A 16,711-nucleotide genomic window follows, 5' to 3' on the forward strand; every position below is an offset into this window, starting at 1 on the left:
TGATATGTCGAAACTAACATTCGTTACAAAATTATTGCCAGCAACCTTGCTGGCTTTATCTTTAGGCTTTGCCAATGCAGTCGAAACTGACCCTAAAGTGGTTTTAAAAGATAAACTCAATACAGTAAAAGGTTTTAGCTCATCGTTTACTCAAGACGTAATAGACACTGATGGTAATGTATTACAAAATTCAAGTGGTACCTTAGCGGTTAAACGACCTAACCTTATTTATTGGGAAACCCGAGCACCTGATGAAACCCTAGTGGTTAGCGATGGTAATACCTTATGGTTTTATAATCCGTTTGTAGAACAAGTTTCAGCATTTAATATCTCAAATGCAGTAACTAATACGCCGATTTTATTATTGTCGGGATTAAATGATGAAGCTTGGCAAGATTATGGCGTAGCTAGGATCAATGAAAACGAATTTCGCATCACCTCATTGAATGAAGATGCACAAGTTAAAAGCTTGCACTTAGTATTTTCGGATAATGATTTGATCAAGTTTACGGTTAGCGATGCAACAGGGCAGTTGAGTCATTTTAATTTGACAAACTTAGTCTCAAATCCATTACCAGAGGACTCAATGTTTATCTTTACCTTACCTGAAGGTGTGGACTTTGATGACCAAAGATAATGGTAGCCTGTCGTTAGAGTTTGACCACCAATCATCATTTGCGCCACTAGCGGCAAGAATGCGCCCCGAAGTGCTTGCTGATTACATTGGTCAAAAACATTTATTATCGGACGGCAAACCGTTAAAAGTTGCGATTGAACAGGGGCTTTGTCATTCCTTAATATTTTGGGGCCCGCCAGGTACGGGAAAAACCACTTTAGCTGAGCTCATTGCAACGTATGCTAACGCTGAAATAGAGCGTATTTCAGCGGTAACTTCTGGTGTTAAAGAAATACGCGCATCCATAGAAAAAGCCAAATTAACTGCGCAAGCAAGAAACCGTCGTACTATATTATTTGTTGATGAGGTTCATCGATTTAATAAATCACAACAAGACGCGTTTTTGCCTTTTATTGAAGACGGTACCATAACTTTTATTGGCGCCACCACTGAAAACCCATCGTTTGAGTTAAATCAGGCTTTACTGTCTAGAGCACGAGTGTATTTATTACAAAAGCTTTCTGACGACGATTTAAACACTGTATTAGGGCGAGCACTTGCAGATAAAGATAAAGGCTATGGTAACTATGACATTTCATTAGAGCCAAAAGCACAAGTATCATTATTGGCACTAGCCAACGGTGATGCAAGAAGGTTGCTTAACCTGTTAGAGAACTGCTTTGATATTAGTGAACAATCTAACTCTAAGGTCATTATCAGCCTAGATATCGTTAATATGGTTGCCGGTGAAAAACAAGCCTTATATGACAAAGGCGGTGATCATTTTTACGATTTAATCAGCGCTTTTCATAAATCAGTACGCGGCTCTGATCCTGATGCAGCTTTATACTGGTATTGTCGAATTTTAGAAGGTGGTGGTGATCCTCTATATGTTGGCCGACGTTTACTAGCCATTGCCAGTGAAGATATTGGTAATGCCGATCCACGTGCCATGCAATTAGCCATAAATGCTTGGGATACTTATCATCGAGTTGGTCCAAGTGAAGGTGAAAGGGCGATAGCACAGGCGACTGTGTATATGGCATTGGCACCTAAAAGTAACGCAGTATATACGGCCTTTAAAAAGGCAAGAGAATTAGCCAAAGATACTGGTCACTTAGAGGTTCCATTGCACTTGCGAAATGCCACCTCAAAATTAACTAAAGAATTAGGTCATGGCAGCGATTATCGATATGCTCATGATGAACCGGGCGCCTATGCTGCAGGTGAAAGCTATTTTCCCGAGTTAATAGATCATGCTAGTTTCTATCAACCTACCGATCGCGGATTAGAAAAAAAACTGCAAGAAAAACTCAACTATTTGCGTCAACTAGACCGTATGGAGGCTAATAAACGTTATGAATAACGCGATGATATATTTGTTTATTGCCATTGGTGGTGCAGGCGGCGCATGTTTACGTTTTTTTATTGCGCAATTAGTCTTAAATTTGCTCGGAAAAGGTTTCCCTTTTGCGACCTTGATCGTTAATATAACGGGCTCGCTCATTATGGGTGTTTTATACGGATTAATAGAACAAGGTGTCATCGAAGTCGTTTTGTACCGAACATTATTAGGTATTGGATTTCTTGGTGCTTTCACCACTTTTTCAACGTTTTCATTAGATACATTGTTGTTATTACAACAAGGTGAGATAATGAAAGCCATGTTAAACGTTCTTTTAAATGTGGTGCTATGTGTATTAGCGGCAGGTTTAGGAATGTTTTTTACAAAATAAATTATATATTACAGTGACAGATCATGCTTGACTCAAAACTGCTTAGAGCAGACTTAGATACAATTGCAGCAAAACTAGCCGGTCGTGGTTATGTTTTAGATACTGCAACGTTTAACGCTTTAGAAGACGAGCGTAAAGATTTACAAGTTCGTACTCAAGAACTTCAAAGTGAACGTAATACACGTTCAAAGTCTATCGGCCAAGCGAAAGCTCGTGGCGAAGACATTCAACCATTATTGGCTGAAGTAGGCCAATTAGGTGCTAAATTAGATTTAGCTAAAGAAGAGTTAAACGTATTACTTGCCAAGATTGATGCAATTGTTTCGGCAATGCCAAACATCCCTGATGACTCAGTTCCACAAGGCGCAGATGAAGACGATAATGTCGAAATTCGTCGTTGGGGAACACCTAAAGAATTTGAATTTGACGTGAAAGATCATGTTGATTTAGGTGCAGCAATAAACAAAGGTCTAGACTTTGAAAGTGGCGCTAAATTAAGTGGTACTCGCTTTGTTGTTTTAAAAGGGCAAGTTGCTCGTTTGAACCGTGCGTTAGGTCAATTCATGTTAGATCTGCATACCGATAGCCACGGTTATACTGAAGCGAACGTACCATTATTAGTTAACCATGACTCGTTGTTCGGTACTGGGCAATTACCTAAGTTTGGCGAAGATTTATTTCATACTGATTTAGGCAATAAAAAATTCTCATTAATTCCAACGGCTGAAGTACCACTAACAAACTTAGTGCGTGATGAAATTGTTGATGAAGATGAGTTACCAATAAAATTAACGGCTTTATCTTCTTGTTTTCGCAGTGAAGCGGGTTCATCAGGACGTGATATTCGTGGTTTAATACGCCAGCATCAATTTGATAAAGTTGAATTAGTTCAACTCGTTAAACCTGAATCATCGTTTGATGCATTAGATGAATTAACAGGTCATGCTGAAAAAGTTCTACAACTTCTTGAATTACCATACCGTACTGTAACCTTGTGTACCGGTGATATTGGTTTTAGTGCGATGAAAACCTTCGATATTGAAGTTTGGTTGCCTGCGCAGGAAACTTACCGAGAAATTTCTTCATGCTCCAACATGGGTGATTTCCAGGCGCGTCGTATGCAAGCACGCTTTAGAAACAAAGAAACTAAGAAAACGGAATTGCTGCATACCTTAAATGGTTCAGGTTTAGCAGTTGGGCGTACTCTTGTGGCTATTCTTGAGAACTACCAACAAGCAGATGGCTCTATTACAGTACCAGCGGTATTACAGCCATATATGGGTGGATTAACCAAAATTGGTTAATTAGATTCTGCATATATATTATCCCTTCAAAAGCGCCTCAACGGCGCTTTTTTAATTCATGGCTTAAATTCTGTTACTTTAGGGGCGAAGGAATGCCAACCTAATGCTGGCTCAATTTATGAGCAAACGACTTTACTGAACAATAGTAAATGTAAATACTTTTATCTTAAATGTACTAAACTTTGTTCTAGAACAATAGCCATAAACATCATATGGATATATAATGCCTGCACGTAAAAAACGTACCAATTTAAATAAGGTTTCAACATGCCAATTCGTCGTAGTAGAAGTAAAGGAAACACCATATTTTTACCCTCTAATTCACGTTATAATCAGTATTTACTTGCTGAATTTAAGATCACTGATGAATTATTAGAGCATTTAAAGGCAGATGAAAATGCTGACAAATTAAAACCTTGGCAAAATTTTTATCAAAATATCTCTGAGCAGTTGTTCACTATTTGTGAAGATGAAGAGATTGATAATGTACATTTTATTGCTAATGACAAATTACCACGCGTTAGGTTTAACCAAGAAATTCGTCATTGGGAAACAGAACAACAAATGTTGATATTCTACAACCCTGAATTTCATCAGTTTTATAAAGCCCATTTTGATCCAACAGTGCGTGCTAAAAAGATCTCAATCTTATTTTTAGCTGCTGGGGATTCTATTCGTACTAGTGCGGCTGGCTATCACACAAAAGTTCGTAGTGTTGTAGCAAGATTGATAGAAAAACTTGGCGTAAGTGCTGAAAGTGTACGTTTACGTGATCATCAACATTTAACTTACGATTTGTTTGCTAAAGATAAAGGCGTTGAAGGCACAAATAGCCATAAATTACGTTTAATAAATAACCGTTATAAAGCATCAAATGTAATTTTACCTAAGAAAAACGACACCATTAGTTATGTAGTTGCCAGCTTAACTATCTCTCGTCGTTTATTACAACGTGCTAATGTGAAGTTGGTTGGGCAAGGATCTTATACAGATTTTTATCAGATGCTTAGTGATTCATGTACGAAAGCGGCTAAAAAGAATGGTTTAACCAATGGTGCGTTTATTGCCAATGGACTTACACCAATTATTCGCAATAGTTCAACAGTACCTGAACAGAAAGTTGGAGAGTTGCAGTTATTAGGTTTCGACCCTAAAGAGGCTAATGATGAATTTTACAGCAGCTGGAAAGATGACCGCTTAGTTGATTATGTGCAAGTTGTATTTGCCGCAACAGAGCAAGATGTTGAAGACAATGGTTATAGTGAGTTTCTTAAAAGAGTCGATCGTTCTTTAAGTTTGTTTGCCAAAGATCTTGATATGACCCCCAAGCATGAAGAGATAGCAATTCGTTTCCACCAACACCTTGCCTATCATTTTAATGAAGAATAATTAGATAGCTCCAATAATAGACAAGCAATAAAAAAGAAAGGCTATATAAAAATATAGCCTTTTTAGTTTTTATAGAAAACTTATACTGTTTGCTATTAAACAGCCATAGGTTTCATTGGCAGGTCTCTATATCGTTTACCTGATGCGGCAAATATAGCATTACTTAATGCCGGTGCAAATGGCGAAACACCAGGCTCACCCAAGCCTGTTGGCTTTTCATCTGAATCGATAATATGCACACGAACATTTGGCATATCTGAAATACGCATAACAGGGTAGTTATGGAAGTTTGAATTAACCACCGCACCATCTTTAAAAGAGATTTCAGTAGCTAGCGCCAGTGACATTCCCATAACAACAGCACCTTCCATTTGTGCCGTTGCGCCGTCAGTATTGAGTACTTGGCCACAATCAATGGCGCAATCAACATTCAGCACTTTAATGTTATCGCCATCAACTTTTACATGCACAGCCATTGCCACATAACTACGAAAACTATGATGCACGGCAATACCCATACCTTCACCTTTAGGTAATGTTTTACCAAAGTCGGAGTGTTTTGCTGCTAGTGCAAGGGTCGCCTTCGAGCGAGCTACTTGTTCAGCCTGCTTTGGATCTTCATTAGCATCATAAATATTGTTAAGCATAGTAAATGTATCTTTTCCTGCCGCAACTGCTAATTCATCAGCAAAAGTTCCAAAGGCGAAACCATAAAATATTGCATAAACGGCACGATACCAACCTATACGCGTATGAGCAGGAGCAAGGCCTGTCTCACTTCTATAATTCTTAATACCAAATGGGTGGTTATCTACATCACCTAGTGTTTTCGCTGGTGCACGGTCAAGACCTTCTTGAAACAAGGAATTAATGGAAGGAAACGCAGCGCGATGCAACCAACCGGTAACTTGACCATCTGCATCTAATGACGCCTCAATATGTTGAGCATTAATCGAATGATAGAATCCGGTGCGCATATCTTCTTCACGTGACCAAATAAGTTGTACAGGCGCTTTTATTTGCTGTGAAATTACCGCTGCTTCATGCACGTAGTCACATTTGAATTTACGACCAAATGCACCGCCAGCCATCATTACATTTACATAAATGTCTTTTTCTTCACGGCCAAGTACTTGTGCTAACACTTTTTGAATATCAGCTGGACTTTGGGTTGACGCCCAAACTTCACAACTTGTGTCTGTCACTGAAACTACACTGGCATTAGGCTCCATTGGTGCGTGGGACAAATGCCCGCCGGTATAAGTTGCTTTAATTAATTTATCTGCAGATTTAAAAGCACCATCTAGATCACCTCGTTGTTTGGCAAGTTCGGCTGGTTTTTCAACATTGTTAACCAACTCTGCTTTATATTCTTTGGTGTTATAAACTTTATTCGGACCAAGATCCCATTCAACCACTAACTGTTTCACAGCCTGCTGAGCTGTCCATGAATTGTCGGCAACGACGGCAACTGCACCCACTGAACTAAAGGGATGTTTAATCGGACTGATTTCGACAACATCGATTACGCCAGAGATTTTAAGTGCCGCGGTTTTATCTAATGACTTTAATTTTCCACCAAGTACCGGGCAATGCGTTACTGCCGCATATTTCATTCCAGGTAGTTTTGTGTCAACGCCATAGGTACGTGTGCCTACAACAACTTTACCTTGATCGTGTCTGTCTAGGGCTTTACCAATGTATTTGAATTGTTCTTTTGTTTTTAGTACTGGTTCTTTGGGGGGGGCAACATTAGCAGCTAAACTGGCTAACTCGCCATAAGCTAATTTTTGTTTATTAAGCTTATTAATGACAAAGTGGTTTTGTGCAAAACAATCACTCGCGTTAACATTCCATACTTTTGCGGCAGCGATAATTAACATTTCTTTTGCCGAGGCACCAGCTTTACGCATTGGCTCGTACATTTTACGAATACTCGCAGAGCCGCCTGTTGCTTGACTGCCGTATTTAGCTTCATTTCCTTCGCCTTGCTCAATTGTCACTCTTGACCAGTCAGCTTCCATTTCATCGGCTACTGCCGCAGGTAATGCTGTTGAAATACCTTGGCCCATTTCACAACGGCCACAAAATAGTAATAAGTCACCATTGTCGCTTAAATGTATAAAGGCATTAGGGTTAAATTCAGATGCTGTGGATTTTGCTGATGTAATATTTGGTATTGAAACGCCTAATACTAATCCTCCAGCAGTTATGCCGGTTGCTTTTAAAAAGCCGCGACGACTCATTTTTGTAATTGTACTAATTGCTGGAGTGTTGTTTTGATAATATGCCGAAAGGGCTTCAGTTACATGCTTGTTCATGTTAAACCTCCTTAGCTAAATCGTATGCGACAGACTTGATGGCTTTCTTAATCCGCTGATAAGTCCCACATCGGCATATATTACCTTGCATGGCATTATTTATTTCTGCATCGGTTGGTTTTTCGTTGCTTGCTAAAAAGCTGGCGGCATTCATAATTTGACCGGCTTGGCAGTATCCACATTGTGGTACGTTATTATCTAACCAGGCTTTTTGCAGGGGATGGTCACCATTTTTTGATAAACCTTCTATAGTAGTAACTGACTTACCTACTAATGAGCTAACCGGCAATATGCATGAGCGTGTAGCCACACCGTCAACATGAACAGTACAAGCGCCACATAATCCACTACCACACCCAAACTTTGTGCCAGTGAATTCTAACCTGTCACGCAAATACCATAACAATGGCATGCTTTCATCTACGTCAATTGGCTGGTCTACGCCATTAATTTTAATAGTTTTGCTCATAGTCGTTCTCTTTAGAAGGTATATTAATAAGTTAATAACTTATTAATATACATTAAAATAGAAAATAAACACTATGGATGGCGTCTTCTTTAATTGTAAGAAATTATAAATAAGGCGTTATACCAGTTTACGTAAGTATTTAGTCAACTCAGTGCTTATGCATGATGGTATTAAATACAACGGGCTGGTTTTGGTAGGCCTGCTATTTTAGTTGCTTGTTTAGCTGGCCCTTTAGGAAATAATCGATAAAGGTAACGACTGTTAGCTTTTTCTTCGCCAAATTCTTGTTTTAGTGCTTTAATCAAGGCACGAATAGCAGGGGAGGTTTTGTACTCTAAATAGAAGTTGCGGACAAAATTCACAACTTCCCAATGATCTTTAGTTAATGAAATGTTATCGGCTTCAGCTATAACTGCCGCGAGATCTTCAGTCCAATCAGTAATATTTAATAGATAGCCCTCTTTGTCGGTATCTATTTGTTGATTGTTAAACGTTATTGCCATGTGATCACTTTTGCTGCTTCATCTGATAATAAAACCAAGTCTTTTAAATTGGCAAGAGTGATATTACTCGTACCTATATCGATACCACGAGCCTGTATATGATCGTTTAATGCATACACAGTCAGCGAGTCTTGTCTGATCATCAATTTAGGATGAGCAATATTATAAACACCATCGTCCATTAAAAAGAGAGTATCTTTGCCGCTAATAACATTTAGGCAAAGGTTGAGTTTATTGTCATTGAATGCGCTATTGCGCACTATGTGTAATATAGCCATAAATTAAAAAGTTAAAATAACGTCTGCTTGATTAAGGAAAATTGAAAATTCGTCTTTGTTTACTAATTTAGCATCTTTAAAGGCGAATTTTGCAGAAAGTTTCCTTTCTAATAAACAAGCCTCACTAATATAAATATCATCAATATCATAAAAACCTAATGCTTTAAATGAAGAGATAAAATCTTTACCGTTAACAAGTTCAGGATTTTGATTTGCTTGGCTTTGATATACACCATCACCAATAAAAAATAATGACACATCCATTTCATAGCTGGCTAATATCAATGCCGCATCCAAGGCTTCTTTAGCATTAAATTTATCAAAGGTTGAACTGGTATTTACGATGGCATATTTTTTAATTTGATCGGGCATCATAATTGTACAACCTTGTCTGCTGCACTGGTTAAAACGACTAATTCCCCTAAACCAGAGATAGTAAATGCAGCATGAATATTATGATTTAATTGTTCATCATCACTGTCGGTTAACCCTCGACGTTCACCGGCGGTAATACAAAGGTGTAATGGTGTAGATGTGTGTTTGTTGAAATCAGCCCAAGCAGTTAATAAATTAATTTCATCACTAGGCGCTTGCACATATTTATTCGCACTTAACACGCCATCTTGATAAAAGAAGATGCCGTTAATAGTGTGCCCTTGTTGAACCAATTCATTGGCAAAAGCTAATGCTGTATTGGTTTTATTATCAATGGGCGAGGTTGTAACAACCAAGGAAAAGCAGCTCAAAATAAATCTATATCTCTTATATGATTAAAATAATTGTTCTTACAAACTTAATACCATAATTTACACGACGTAATGAATGCCGTGAACGCATGGATGCGTAGGAACGATCCTTGGTGATTCTAAGTTAAGTTATCCATGTATAAATCACACTCTAAAGGCTATCCATGCCTGTCGTGTATAAGTATATCCCTATACAAAAAAAAGCTCCGTACATAGTAGGGAGCTTTTAATTATAAATGATTTTTTAAAATTTATTAATCATCATTTCCTGTAAACGCAGCAAGTAAATGCAATAGGCTTACAAATAAGTTGTATATGTTTAAGTATAAAGACACTGTAGCGCGAATGTAGTTTGTCTCGCCGCCGTGAATTATACGGCTTGTATCAAATAAAATTAAACCAGACATGATTAATACAATTGCAGCACTTACTGCTAGTGATAAAGCCGGGATGCCCATAAAAATGTTGGCAATAGATGCTACGATGGCAACTAATAAACCTACCATTAAGAAGCCGCCCATAAATGAGAAGTCTTTCTTAGTCGTTAATGCATATGCAGATAAACCAAAAAATATTAATGCAGTACCACCAAGCGCTTGCATGATTAGTCCACCACCACCAGGCATTGAAGCGTACATGCTTAACATTGGCCCTAAAGAAGCCCCCATTAAACCGGTAAAGCCGAAGATCCAGTAGATTCCGCTAGCTTGGTCAGCTTTTTTGTGTACTACAAATAATAAACCGAATGCAGCTAAGGTCATAACTAACGCTGCTACGTGAGAAAGGCCCATGGCCATTGATATACCCGCTGTTACCGCACTAAAAGCTAACGTCATACCTAATAACATGTAGGTGTTGCGTAAAACCTTATTGATTTCGATAGCTGAGCTTTGGCTAGCAGTATTAAAACCCATTTGAGATTGCATAAAATTTCCTTTGAAAACTTAATTACTTATATACCCGTTATCATTCAAGATACAGGTTTCAGAGTGTTTGAGCGATTCCAATACAAGGCGCAGTTATGTAGTAATGGTTATTCCCTTACAAATAGCTGCAACGAAGTAGTGGGATTGCTCAAGCACTTCTTCGATGGGTTTAAATGCAATTTATGCCGCGTTATTGAATTGAATAATGGAACAACCATTATCTAAATTCAATGCCTTGCCTAAATTTCATTTAACTCCCACTGTAATCCCGCACTTTGAATGGTAACGGGTATTAATTAGATGGGGTCAAATTAAAAAAATTCAATATTTATAATATTAAATGATGTTAAATCAATCCCTTTACCTACTTTTATATCGTATACCGAAGCTTAGGTAAACATAAATCGTGACATATTATGACATACGATACAAATAATGACACTAATAAGCATCAATAATTTGTTGTTTTCTGTAACAGTCATTGCTGTGATCATTTACCATACCGCAGGCCTGCATATGCGCGTAGATAATAGTAGAGCCAACAAACTTAAAACCTCTCTTCTTCAAATCTTTACTAAGTTTATCTGAAATTTCTGAAGTAGCAGGGTAGTCATCAAGATTGTTTAAATCATTCACAATAGGTTTATGATCAACAAAGGCCCAAATATATGCGCAAAAGCTACCAAATTCTTTTTGTATTTCAATAAACAGTTTTGCGTTATTGACTGCCGCTTTTACTTTTAAACGGTTGCGGATAATGCCCGCATCTAATAACAACTCTTCAACTTTTACATCATCAAAATTAGCAACCGCGCTAACATCAAAGTTTGCAAATAAACGCCTATAATTTTCTCTTTTCTTTAGAACGGTATACCAACTTAATCCAGCTTGTGCAGATTCCAAGGTTAAAAATTCAAACATAGTTTGATCATCTTTAACCGGAACTCCCCATTCTTTATCATGATACTCAACATAATCGGGTTTAGTTCCATCTAGCCAAGGGCATCGACATTTTAGATTATTATTAGAGCTGGACATTTGTTTTCCTTAAAACCAAGTTGGTTGTATATATATTGTTAATTTAGCAGAAAATTTCAGCTAACTGGTGAAAAAAATTACAAACAAACTTTTTTTTTAAATTAATGCTTTACAACAATTAAGAGAGCCTTTAATATGCGCTCCATCTTGAAGCAAGCATTGTTTTAAGACTTCAGGTGAGATGGCTGAGTGGTCGAAAGCACCGGTCTTGAAAACCGGCATGGGTTTGTAGCCCATCTAGAGTTCAAATCTCTATCTCACCGCCATATTTAAAGAAAAACCTAATCGAAAGATTAGGTTTTTTTTCGTCTCAAGAAAAGGCATGGGTTTGTAGTGCTAATCCAACTTAGAGTTCAATCTTCCATTACTCCGCCATATTAAAAGTAAAAGCCCAACATCAGTTTGGGCTTTTTTTTACCAAAATTTTAGAGCATGGGTTTGTAGCTCTAATCCAACTTAGAGTCCAATCTTCACTTCTCCGCCATATTAAGAAAAAAGCTCAATCAAAAGATTGAGCTTTTTCGTTTTAGAATTGAGATAAAAACCCATAGGGTTTTTATCCTACACATATTTTAAAAATCATAAGATAAGCCCAGAAGCGGGCCATGAGTGACGGTGTCGTACTTAAAGTAACCTTGCTTACCAGAACTACCATCTTCGTAATCTACCCAAGTGGCTTTATAGCGCATATCTAATGTTAAAGATTCAGTCATCCGGTACATAATTCCTGCTTGCATGGAGTAGGTAATATCTGAACTCACTCCGAAACCACCAACATCACCATGAAGCACCATAGTAGAATTTGGAGTAATGTGAACTAAAATTCGCATACCTAAGATAGGATCAACCCAGTCTTCTTCGATGTTACGTTCAAAATCAATCGGTAAAACTGCTGATTTAATGCGAACGTCAATATCGTTATCCCACCAACGAAAACCTATAAATGAATCGACAAAAACATTTGGGTAATGTTTTCTTTTGATCACTAGCCCTTCTAACACGCCTTGGCGCACACTGGCATCGACAAAACCGCCAGCATCTGACGATACTTTACCTTGTAAGTCCATAAAACCATAATCAAGGGCGAAACCCCAACCTGATGTGTGATGAGCTTCAAAATGCAGCATGCCGGCCATTTCGAGGTTTTCTAGTATAGTATCAAAATCTACTTCAATATCAGGTGAGTCAACAACACCTATACCAGCATCGCCTTCAATAGTTGTGGCTAAAGCATAAGGTTCTAGTTGAAACGACCAGTCATCGGCTAATGCGACGTTAGAGAGAAACATTAAACCTATGGTAAAGGTAAAACTTATTTTTTTGAGTGTTTGTATGTCCATTGAATACCCTAGAGAACTATTTTTATTAGTTCTTTTATTATAGTCATAAGTTTTCGTTATATGTTAATCAATAATGTTTGTGCCGTGTGTAATATCCTTCACTTAAGTTTGATGAAATCACAAGCTCTTAATTTACAATCCAGAGTTAAATTAAGCATAGTTAATTCCCGAACATTCTTAGCTAACGAAAGTCTTGTTCGTATAGACCAATCTTCTTCAAGTTTAAGAGAAACCCTGATCGAAAGATTATGTTTTTGTCATTGAAAAATAAGTATTTTGAAAAATCTACTTACAAATCCTTTAATCTTAGCGCTATTTATTAGAAAACGTAGCTGCTAGGCTTAATATATTCCAAGTATTTAAAGTCGACTTTATAAGTCTTTTGTACAACAGCTAATCCCAAGGACAATAGTGTTGAAAAATAGTGTACTCATCATACTGCTTGTTATTTTTGTAGGTGGTTGTGCCAATAATGACTGGCGAACAGCCAGTCGAGAATCTGCAGGTATTGCTTCCAACCCTGGTGACAATAAACGTGCGGTGATTGAAGTTTATGCCGCGGATGCGTTTAGCTGGCGTGGTTGGTTCGCTGTACACCCTTGGATCGCATTTAAAGAAGCGAATGCGTCAGAATACACCGTTTATGAAGTGATAGGCTGGCGGGTAAAAAGAGGTTTGCCAGCATTGCGAAGCTATCAAACCATAACCCCAGATCGTTATTGGTACGGATCTAAGCCTGAAAAATTACTCTCTATTCAGGGAGAAGAAGCTGGGCAATTAATTCCTAAAATTCAAAACGCAATTAAGCAATACCCTTGGGCAGATGAATATAGTGTGTTCCCGGGACCTAATAGTAATACGTTTTTAGCATGGTTAGGTTTGCAGGTTCCAGAGCTTGAATTAGAATTACCGTTTAGTGCTATAGGCAGTGGTTATGCCGACTTAGACAACTAAAACCTTGTAAAATAGCTCATAGGAAACCTAAGCCTAAAGCTGAAATAATAAAAAAACTCACTAACCACATTATTGATAGTTGTAAGTGTTTCAATAAGAACCAGCCTACAGCTACCAGAGCTATATCCAAGGTATTAAACACTGCATTTGTAAATACTGGCGTATACAGTGCAGCAAACAGTAAACCTACAACAGCAGCATTTACTCCGGCAATAGCGCCTGAAAGATTAGGGTGTTTTGCTAAGTTGTGCCAATTATTTAGTACGGTTAGCAGTAATAAAAAGCCGGGCAGAAAAACACCCAATGTTGCAATCAATGCGCCAACGATCGGCGCACTTGGTAACAATTGAAACCCTAAATAAGTTGCAAAAGTAAACATAGGGCCTGGTACCGCTTGAGCGGCTGCATACCCGGTGAGAAATGAATCTTGAGATATTTGATCACCTAATATGTTTTGTAGTAACGGCAGTACAACATGGCCACCGCCAAACACTAAGCTACCAGCTTGATAAAAATCACTAAATACTTTTATTGACGTTGAATATTGAGCTAATATTGGTAGGCCAAACAATAGACCAATAAAAAATAAAAAAGGAAATAATGAAATACTTGATTTATCAGCGACGTAGTCTGTATGGCCGGACAGGTATTTATAACCAACAAGCGCGGCTAAAATTAGTACAACTATTTGCGGCACAACACCTGAAATCAACCATAAAACAACCGCAGTAAAGAAACATAAAGATATTGTGATCGTTTGCTTACAAAAGCTTTTATACATTCCCCAACAAGCATCAGCAACAACAACAACAGCTAAAAGTTTTAAGCCATGAATAATATGTTCAAATGTACTGGTTTCAGTAAGTTGACTACTTACCATTGCAAGTATAAGCATTAGTAATATTGAAGGTAGGGTAAAACCGAGAAATGCTAAACAAGCACCAACAAGACCATGTTTTTTATAGCCAATAGCAAAGCCAACCTGGCTTGAACCAGGTCCTGGGATGAATTGGCTCAATGCAACTAATTGTGCGTATTCTTGATCATCAAGCCATTTTAATTTTTCAACAAACGTACTTCTGAAATAGCCTATATGGGCAGCGGGGCCACCAAAACTAACCCAACCGAGCAGAAAAAAGGTTTTAAAAACTGTAAACAATATATTCACCCTAACAACGTATTGCATTAATTTTATTAGAGCGTTGCTTAGGATTCAATTAAATTTAAGTTAAATTATGATGACAAGTTTCTTTAAATTTGTTGTTATACCAATCTGCATAAAGAATAGTATTAAGCAAATACCAGCACAGTTAATGTCCATAACATAGCCGCTAGCCCCGCAGCTAAAGACGCAGGCGCTATTTGCGACTTCACATGATCCATTAAATCACATCCTGTAGTCATCGCACTGAGTATAGTCGTGTCAGAAATGGGCGAGCATTGATCGCCATACACGCTGCCATTAAGTACAGTAGCAAAACATACCGCCATAAATAGTTCGGGGTTTGTCAGACCTTGCGACTCACAGATTGCCCAAGCGAGTGGCATTGCCAGTGGAAAAGCGATTGCGTATGTACCCCAGCTAGTGCCTGTTGAAAAAGCAATCACCATAGTCATTAATTGCAAAATAACCGGTAATAACCAAAACGGTAGCTGTGTACCCAGTTGTGATACGAGAAACAGACCACCACCTATTTCTTTACTAATAGTGCCAATAATAACTGCTAACATCAAAATTACCGAAGCGACAACAACCCCTTTTAAGCCATTACCAAAGCCATCAACAACATTGACAAGCGACATTCCTTTGCCTAAAGCGATAAAAATTGACAATAAAAGGGCACTGCCAAAGGCCCAGTTAATTTGTGGCGAACCGTAAACGATAAAAGTAACTACTGCAATCGCAATTAGACTTAGCAGAGGTATGAAAAATTCCAACACATGCGGATTGTAGTCTTCTGGAACATTACAATGCTGTAACTCTTTAGCACTCAGTGGCGTGGCATTACTTGCATCTAACTCACCCGTTGTTGCAGCGCGGTGATGTGCTGCTCTTATTCTCTTTCCTGAAAATTTGGTTATATTTAAACTTAATAACAAGGTACCAACCACGGCAAGTATGCCGTAAAAACTAAATGGAATACTGCTAAAGAAAAATTTTAAACGATCTGTTTCAGTTGCCAGGAATGCTACTCCCGGCACAAATATTAGCGCTTGTATATATGCGGGCCAGGCATTCAGGGCTATCACGGAAGCAATGGGAGACGCAGTAGAGTCAACAATGTAACTCATTTCTTCATGGCTAACACTTGCTTTATCCGCCAGTGGCCTTACCGTAGTACCAACCAGCACAGTACTCATGGTACCACCTTGAAAAAATAAAATACCAAGCAACCAGGTTACAACTTTTGCCGATCTTGGGCCTCTAACAAAATGTTTTGTCATATAGTCAGCAAATGCCTGCGCGGCACCTGTTTTGGTCCAAACCCCCAATAATCCGCCTAATAACCATAAATACAACAATAAAATTGCTGCTGTTCCTTCTTTAGCAAGGTTTGGGATAATGACATTATCGGTGAGGTTGTATTCTCCTAACATAACTGCACCCACAACTACGCCACTAAATAAGGCGGTAATAGGCTCTCTTGTTAACAAACACAAGGCGATAGTGATAAAGGCGGGTAACAATGACCAAAGACTGAAATGAAACGCCGGTTTTAACAGGGTTAATTGCTGTTTATCGTCTACCACCCACTGTTGCTCTAATTGTGGCGGAAGTTGGCGTTTGTTTAAATTTTCCTGACTGAGCAACGATTCATGATAAGGCACACTGTTAGTGATAACAATTTCTTGATCTTTGTATTTATATGCGGGTAAACCTGAGTCTGAGGTGTATATATTGTAAATATAAGATTGCTCAACCCAAGTTTTTTCAACATTTTTATTGATGTAAAGAGCGCAACACAGGCCAATTACAAAAACGAACAGGGCAACATGATTGTGACGTTCACTGATTAGCTTCATTCATTTTTCCATTGAAATTGCATTATTTAGCCTGCTAAGTAATGTGGATATTTGTTGATACAATATC

17 protein-coding genes and 1 tRNA gene are annotated in these 16,711 nt (G+C 38.2%); 7 read left to right on the plus strand and 11 right to left on the minus strand.

From position 1 onward, the window contains the following. Positions 1–4: 4 nt before the first annotated feature. The 5 genes from lolA to RI844_RS03735 all read left to right on the plus strand — a co-directional run bounded on the left by lolA (position 5) and on the right by RI844_RS03735 (position 5,045). On the plus strand, positions 5–637 hold the full coding sequence (lolA, locus tag RI844_RS03715; protein WP_348397123.1) for an outer membrane lipoprotein chaperone LolA: 633 nt from the start codon (positions 5–7) through the stop codon (positions 635–637). Next, positions 624–1,982: a replication-associated recombination protein A gene (locus RI844_RS03720; RefSeq protein WP_348397124.1), complete on the plus strand. Its 1,359-nt coding sequence runs from the start codon at positions 624–626 to the stop codon at positions 1,980–1,982. Before lolA ends, RI844_RS03720 begins: the two co-directional genes overlap by 14 nt. Beyond that, the gene (gene crcB, locus RI844_RS03725) at positions 1,975–2,352 is read left to right on the plus strand and encodes a fluoride efflux transporter CrcB (RefSeq protein ID WP_348397125.1); all 378 of its coding nucleotides are present in this window, start codon (positions 1,975–1,977) and stop codon (positions 2,350–2,352) included. The genes RI844_RS03720 and crcB overlap by 8 nt, the downstream gene beginning before the upstream one ends. Positions 2,353–2,375: 23 nt before the next feature. Beyond that, the gene (serS, locus tag RI844_RS03730) at positions 2,376–3,656 is read left to right on the plus strand and encodes a serine--tRNA ligase (RefSeq protein ID WP_348397126.1); all 1,281 of its coding nucleotides are present in this window, start codon (positions 2,376–2,378) and stop codon (positions 3,654–3,656) included. A gap of 267 nt (positions 3,657–3,923) precedes the next feature. Continuing rightward, the gene (locus tag RI844_RS03735) at positions 3,924–5,045 is read left to right on the plus strand and encodes a DUF3083 family protein (protein ID WP_348397127.1); all 1,122 of its coding nucleotides are present in this window, start codon (positions 3,924–3,926) and stop codon (positions 5,043–5,045) included. Between the two features lie 95 nt (positions 5,046–5,140). Here RI844_RS03735 and RI844_RS03740 read toward each other — a convergent pair whose 3' ends face one another. The 8 genes from RI844_RS03740 to RI844_RS03775 all read right to left on the minus strand — a co-directional run bounded on the left by RI844_RS03740 (position 5,141) and on the right by RI844_RS03775 (position 11,326). Continuing rightward, entirely contained in the window at positions 5,141–7,366 is a 2,226-nt protein-coding gene (locus tag RI844_RS03740) for a xanthine dehydrogenase family protein molybdopterin-binding subunit (protein ID WP_348397128.1), read from the minus strand. Between the two features lies 1 nt (position 7,367). Further along, positions 7,368–7,835, minus strand: coding sequence for a (2Fe-2S)-binding protein (locus tag RI844_RS03745; protein ID WP_348397129.1), 468 nt, complete (start codon positions 7,833–7,835; stop codon positions 7,368–7,370). 170 nt (positions 7,836–8,005) lie between these two features. Continuing rightward, positions 8,006–8,338: a TusE/DsrC/DsvC family sulfur relay protein gene (locus RI844_RS03750; RefSeq protein WP_348397130.1), complete on the minus strand. Its 333-nt coding sequence runs from the start codon at positions 8,336–8,338 to the stop codon at positions 8,006–8,008. After that, the gene (gene tusB / locus RI844_RS03755) at positions 8,329–8,616 is read right to left on the minus strand and encodes a sulfurtransferase complex subunit TusB (RefSeq protein ID WP_348397131.1); all 288 of its coding nucleotides are present in this window, start codon (positions 8,614–8,616) and stop codon (positions 8,329–8,331) included. The genes RI844_RS03750 and tusB overlap by 10 nt, the downstream gene beginning before the upstream one ends. Before the next feature lie 3 nt (positions 8,617–8,619). Then, on the minus strand, positions 8,620–8,991 hold the full coding sequence (gene tusC, locus RI844_RS03760; protein ID WP_348397132.1) for a sulfurtransferase complex subunit TusC: 372 nt from the start codon (positions 8,989–8,991) through the stop codon (positions 8,620–8,622). Further along, positions 8,988–9,362 carry a sulfurtransferase complex subunit TusD gene (gene tusD / locus RI844_RS03765; RefSeq protein WP_348397133.1) on the minus strand — a complete coding sequence of 125 codons (375 nt, stop codon included), beginning with the start codon at positions 9,360–9,362 and terminating at the stop codon, positions 8,988–8,990. The genes tusC and tusD overlap by 4 nt, the downstream gene beginning before the upstream one ends. A gap of 254 nt (positions 9,363–9,616) precedes the next feature. Then, a complete protein-coding gene (locus RI844_RS03770; protein WP_348397134.1) occupies positions 9,617–10,288 on the minus strand; it encodes a Bax inhibitor-1/YccA family protein in 672 nt (223 codons plus the stop codon). 441 nt (positions 10,289–10,729) lie between these two features. Beyond that, a complete protein-coding gene (locus tag RI844_RS03775) occupies positions 10,730–11,326 on the minus strand; it encodes a DNA-3-methyladenine glycosylase I (RefSeq protein WP_348397135.1) in 597 nt (198 codons plus the stop codon). 175 nt (positions 11,327–11,501) lie between these two features. Between RI844_RS03775 and RI844_RS03780 the strand changes: the two genes are divergently transcribed. Beyond that, positions 11,502–11,592, plus strand: a tRNA-Ser gene (locus RI844_RS03780). Positions 11,593–11,898: 306 nt separating this feature from the next. Here the strand turns inward: RI844_RS03780 and RI844_RS03785 are convergent. After that, positions 11,899–12,666 carry a hypothetical protein gene (locus RI844_RS03785; protein ID WP_348397136.1) on the minus strand — a complete coding sequence of 256 codons (768 nt, stop codon included), beginning with the start codon at positions 12,664–12,666 and terminating at the stop codon, positions 11,899–11,901. A gap of 414 nt (positions 12,667–13,080) precedes the next feature. Here RI844_RS03785 and RI844_RS03790 point away from each other — a divergent pair, with 414 nt between their 5' ends. Further along, positions 13,081–13,620, plus strand: coding sequence for a DUF3750 domain-containing protein (locus tag RI844_RS03790; RefSeq protein ID WP_348398313.1), 540 nt, complete (start codon positions 13,081–13,083; stop codon positions 13,618–13,620). 16 nt (positions 13,621–13,636) lie between these two features. Here the strand turns inward: RI844_RS03790 and chrA are convergent, their stop codons facing one another. Together chrA and RI844_RS03800 are read right to left on the minus strand one after the other, a co-directional pair. Further along, positions 13,637–14,779 (minus strand): chromate efflux transporter, encoded by a 1,143-nt coding sequence (gene chrA, locus RI844_RS03795; RefSeq protein WP_348397137.1) that lies wholly within the window; start codon positions 14,777–14,779, stop codon positions 13,637–13,639. Positions 14,780–14,910: 131 nt separating this feature from the next. Continuing rightward, positions 14,911–16,644 (minus strand): Na+/H+ antiporter NhaC family protein, encoded by a 1,734-nt coding sequence (locus RI844_RS03800; protein ID WP_348397138.1) that lies wholly within the window; start codon positions 16,642–16,644, stop codon positions 14,911–14,913. Between the last annotated feature and the right edge of the window lie 67 nt (positions 16,645–16,711).

This window comes from Thalassotalea fonticola, assembly GCF_032911225.1.
In the GTDB taxonomy this organism is placed as follows: Bacteria; Pseudomonadota; Gammaproteobacteria; order Enterobacterales; family Alteromonadaceae; genus Thalassotalea_A; species Thalassotalea_A fonticola.

What these genes read in the sequence shown, in the direction of transcription:
- tusC (WP_348397132.1), bottom strand. Translation starts at nt 8,991, where the DNA reads ATGATGCCCGATCAAATTAAAAAATATGCCATCGTAAATACCAGTTCA.
- RI844_RS03735 (WP_348397127.1), top strand. Translation starts at nt 3,924, where the DNA reads ATGCCAATTCGTCGTAGTAGAAGTAAAGGAAACACCATATTTTTACCC.
- RI844_RS03775 (WP_348397135.1), bottom strand. Translation starts at nt 11,326, where the DNA reads ATGTCCAGCTCTAATAATAATCTAAAATGTCGATGCCCTTGGCTAGAT.
- RI844_RS03720 (WP_348397124.1), top strand. Translation starts at nt 624, where the DNA reads ATGACCAAAGATAATGGTAGCCTGTCGTTAGAGTTTGACCACCAATCA.
- tusB (WP_348397131.1), bottom strand. Translation starts at nt 8,616, where the DNA reads ATGGCTATATTACACATAGTGCGCAATAGCGCATTCAATGACAATAAA.
- crcB (WP_348397125.1), top strand. Translation starts at nt 1,975, where the DNA reads ATGAATAACGCGATGATATATTTGTTTATTGCCATTGGTGGTGCAGGC.
- RI844_RS03800 (WP_348397138.1), bottom strand. Translation starts at nt 16,644, where the DNA reads ATGAAGCTAATCAGTGAACGTCACAATCATGTTGCCCTGTTCGTTTTT.
- RI844_RS03785 (WP_348397136.1), bottom strand. Translation starts at nt 12,666, where the DNA reads ATGGACATACAAACACTCAAAAAAATAAGTTTTACCTTTACCATAGGT.
- RI844_RS03740 (WP_348397128.1), bottom strand. Translation starts at nt 7,366, where the DNA reads ATGAACAAGCATGTAACTGAAGCCCTTTCGGCATATTATCAAAACAAC.
- lolA (WP_348397123.1), top strand. Translation starts at nt 5, where the DNA reads ATGTCGAAACTAACATTCGTTACAAAATTATTGCCAGCAACCTTGCTG.
- RI844_RS03750 (WP_348397130.1), bottom strand. Translation starts at nt 8,338, where the DNA reads ATGGCAATAACGTTTAACAATCAACAAATAGATACCGACAAAGAGGGC.
- serS (WP_348397126.1), top strand. Translation starts at nt 2,376, where the DNA reads ATGCTTGACTCAAAACTGCTTAGAGCAGACTTAGATACAATTGCAGCA.
- RI844_RS03745 (WP_348397129.1), bottom strand. Translation starts at nt 7,835, where the DNA reads ATGAGCAAAACTATTAAAATTAATGGCGTAGACCAGCCAATTGACGTA.
- RI844_RS03770 (WP_348397134.1), bottom strand. Translation starts at nt 10,288, where the DNA reads ATGCAATCTCAAATGGGTTTTAATACTGCTAGCCAAAGCTCAGCTATC.